Genomic DNA, 3,312 nt, shown 5'->3' with positions numbered 1-3,312 from the left:
CTATATATCTCTTCATCATTTCCATCATAAATCGGAGCTTTAAGTTGCATATATTGACCAGCTTTAAAATTAACTTCTTCCCCTTCAGGAATCTTTATTCTTATTTGTTTTATAACAGAAGTTAGGTCTGTTATTGACTCTACTTTCGCTTCAAATTGTCTTACATTAAACAATTCTTCCGGAATTTGAATCTTTATATCTTCTTTTACTTTACATTGGCAAGATAATCTTACATTGTTTTTTATATCTTCTTCATCTAAAAATGTACGTTCAGTTTGTAAAACTGGACCTCCCCCTTCAAGTATCTGTACTTTACAATATCCACAAGTTCCTTTTCCACCACATGCTGAAGGTATAAATATTTCTTCTTCTACAAGTGAAGAAAGTAAGCTATCTCCACCTTCTATGGTAAATTGTTTATCATCATTTATTATTAAACTGACCTCTCCATAATTTCCTATAGTTCTATCGGCTATTGTAAGTAATAGTGCAAATAAAGCAGATATTCCAGTAAGAGATAATGTGGTCATCATTATTGTATTCACAAACATTCCTCCCTACTATTCCTATTTTATTTATCAATCTACTGAATCTGTACAATCCCCGAAAATCCTACAAAGGCAAGCGCCATAATTCCAGTAATTATAAGAGTAATACCTGGTCCTTTTAAGCCTTCAGGAACAGGTGCTCTTTTTATTTTTTGCCTGATTCCAGCAAGTGCTACAATAGCAAGCGTCCAACCTATTCCAGAACCTATACTAAAACCTACTGTTTGCATGAAGTTATAATCTCTAATAATCATAAATAAGGAAACTCCAAGTATTGCACAGTTTACAGTTATAAGAGGTAAAAATATTCCAAGTGCATAATATAAGTTTGGTAAATATTTTTCTAATACCATCTCAAGTAACTGTACAAATGCGGCTATACTTACAATGAAAACTATAAAACGTAAATATTCAAGTCCTAATGGTTCAAGTATTTTATTATAAATAAAATAATTTATTACCGATGTAAATCCAAGAACTACAGTTACTGCTTGACCAAGACCTAAAGCAGTTGGAATCTCTTTTGATACGGCTATAAAAGAACACATTCCAAGAAAGTTTGAAAGTATCATATTGTTAGTAAAAATAGCTGCTATAAATATTACAAAAGGATTTAATTCTATCATGCTTTAGCCACCTCTTTCCCTTTTCCTTTATCTTTTTCTGCTTCTTTTTTATTCTGAAGTACATTTGCTCCCCATATTATCATAGCTAATAAGAAAAATGCTGCTGGAGGCATTACCATAATTGTCCACCTTGTAATACTTTCAGGAAGAACTGCCATACCAAATAAGGTACCAAATCCTAATAGTTCTCTAAAAAATGATATCATAAGAAGTACTACTGTATATCCAAGTCCAGATGCAATACCATCTACTAAGGAAATTAAGGGAGTGTTCTTTTGAGCAAAAGCTTCTGCCCTACCCATTATTATACAGTTTGTAATAATTAACCCTACATAAGGACCTAATGCTTTACTCATTTCTGGATAATATGCCTTTAAAAATATATCTACTATAATTACATATGCAGATATTATAAGTACTTGTATCATCATTCTTATATGTTTAGGAGTAAACTTTCTTATAAGTGAAATAGTAAAGGAAGAAAGACCAGTTACAAATATGAGTCCTATTCCCATTATAAGTGAATTTAACATAAGGTTTGTAACAGCAAGTGCTGAACAAATACCTAAGATTTGTCCAAAAACTGGATTATCTTCCCAAAGACCCATCCTAAATATCTCTTTTATCTTTTTCATAGATTAATCCACCTTTCTTTCTTCTATAAACTCTTCTATATCTTCATTTAAAAATTCCCTTACAGATTGAGATGTTAAAGTAGCCCCTGTAATAGCATCTACGTTTCCTCCTGAAGCCGGAGTATATATTATATATTCATCCTTAGGATCTTCAAGGTCTATACCTCTAAATTGTTCTTTAAACCATTCTTCAGATATTCTTCCTCCAAGACCAGGTGTTTCTGAATGAGATATAAAATCAATGCCTATTAAGGTAGAATAATCCGCAGAAATACCAGCATAACCTTCTATATTTCCCCAAAGTCCTGATCCACTAACAGGAAAAGCATATGCCTTATCTTCTCCATTTTCTTCCAACAAATATAATTTTTTATTATTTTCTAATTCTTTAGTTTCTATTGTTTCTTCAAACTGTTTATCAATTTCTTCAGGATCTTCAGACTCTACAGGTATATCAAATACATATAAAATCTTTTCCTGAAGCTCAGTATTTGCTAAAAATTCAATTTGTTCTGCAGTACTATAATCTAAAGTTGCCAGCAAAGCTGCAAATACAGCAGTTACTAAAGACATAAAAATAATAGGATAAGCAAAAGACTTCTTCATATTGCCGCCTCCTCTTTTTTCTTTTTAGCTTGCTTTTTGTGTTTTTTAATTCCTTTTACTGTTTCATCTATTATAGGTACAAATGTATTTGTAATTAAAATAGCAAACATCATTCCTCCTGCAAATAGTGAATAACCTCTTATAATAACTGTTATAATACCTATTAGTATCCCATAAATCCATTTACCCTCTTTTGTCTTAGCAGATGATATTGGATCTGTTGCCATAAAAATAGTACCAAATAAAAAACCACCTGATAGAAGTGAAAATAACGGATTTGCAATTTCTGTATTTCCCATAAAATAAAGGATACTACTAAGTCCCAAATATCCTAAAATTGTTGATGCCATGATTTCCCAAGAAGCTACCTTTTTATAAATCAGATAAATTCCTGCAAGTATTATTAAAATGGCACTTGTTTCACCTATCGATCCAGATATATTTCCTATTAAAAGATTTTTAAAATCTACCATAGTTCCTGTATCTCTAAACATTAGCATGGGAGTTGCTTGAGAAATAGCTTCTACTCCCTTTGTTAAGTATGTACCAAATCCTCCAGGGAATCCTTGTGCAGCTTCAGACCACTGGATAGTAAGCGGAGCAGGAAAACTTACATATACAAAGGCTCTTGCAACCAATGCTGGATTAAAAACATTTCTTGCAAATCCACCAAATACTTCTTTACCAAACATTACACCAAATATAATACCTACAACTGCTATCCAATAAGGTGTAGCTGGGGGTAAAATCATAGTGTATAACATACATGTTACAAATACTGCTTCAGATACTTTTTTCTTATTTTGTTTTTCAAAAATATATTCAGTTGCTACACCAAATACTGTTACTATTAATAAGAGCATAAGTGTTCTCCATCCAAAGAAGTATATTGATGCA

5 protein-coding genes are annotated in these 3,312 nt (G+C 31.7%); all 5 read right to left on the bottom strand.

Features of this window, described 5'->3' with window-relative positions; genetic code table 11:
- On the bottom strand, window positions 1-545 hold a 545-nt coding region (locus ACTHW2_RS01655; protein WP_442261987.1), incomplete at its 3' end, for a 2Fe-2S iron-sulfur cluster-binding protein.
- Between the two features lie 38 nt (window positions 546-583).
- Window positions 584-1,174 carry an NADH:ubiquinone reductase (Na(+)-transporting) subunit E gene (locus ACTHW2_RS01650; protein ID WP_442261986.1) on the bottom strand — a complete coding sequence of 197 codons (591 nt, stop codon included), beginning with the start codon at window positions 1,172-1,174 and terminating at the stop codon, window positions 584-586.
- Window positions 1,171-1,809 carry an NADH:ubiquinone reductase (Na(+)-transporting) subunit D gene (gene nqrD, locus ACTHW2_RS01645; RefSeq protein WP_442261985.1) on the bottom strand — a complete coding sequence of 213 codons (639 nt, stop codon included), beginning with the start codon at window positions 1,807-1,809 and terminating at the stop codon, window positions 1,171-1,173. The genes ACTHW2_RS01650 and nqrD overlap by 4 nt, the downstream gene beginning before the upstream one ends.
- A gap of 3 nt (window positions 1,810-1,812) precedes the next feature.
- On the bottom strand, window positions 1,813-2,415 hold the full coding sequence (locus tag ACTHW2_RS01640; protein WP_442261984.1) for an FMN-binding protein: 603 nt from the start codon (window positions 2,413-2,415) through the stop codon (window positions 1,813-1,815).
- Window positions 2,412-3,312: RnfABCDGE type electron transport complex subunit D (locus ACTHW2_RS01635; RefSeq protein ID WP_442261983.1), on the bottom strand; the 901-nt coding region annotated here is incomplete at its 5' end. The genes ACTHW2_RS01640 and ACTHW2_RS01635, both read right to left, overlap by 4 nt.

The sequence above is a fragment of the Tissierella sp. genome, from assembly GCF_052089545.1.
Classification (GTDB): domain Bacteria; phylum Bacillota; class Clostridia; order Tissierellales; family Tissierellaceae; genus Tissierella_A.
The sequence above is the reverse complement of the archived record's forward strand: the minus strand, read 5'-3'. Positions and strand labels throughout refer to the sequence as shown.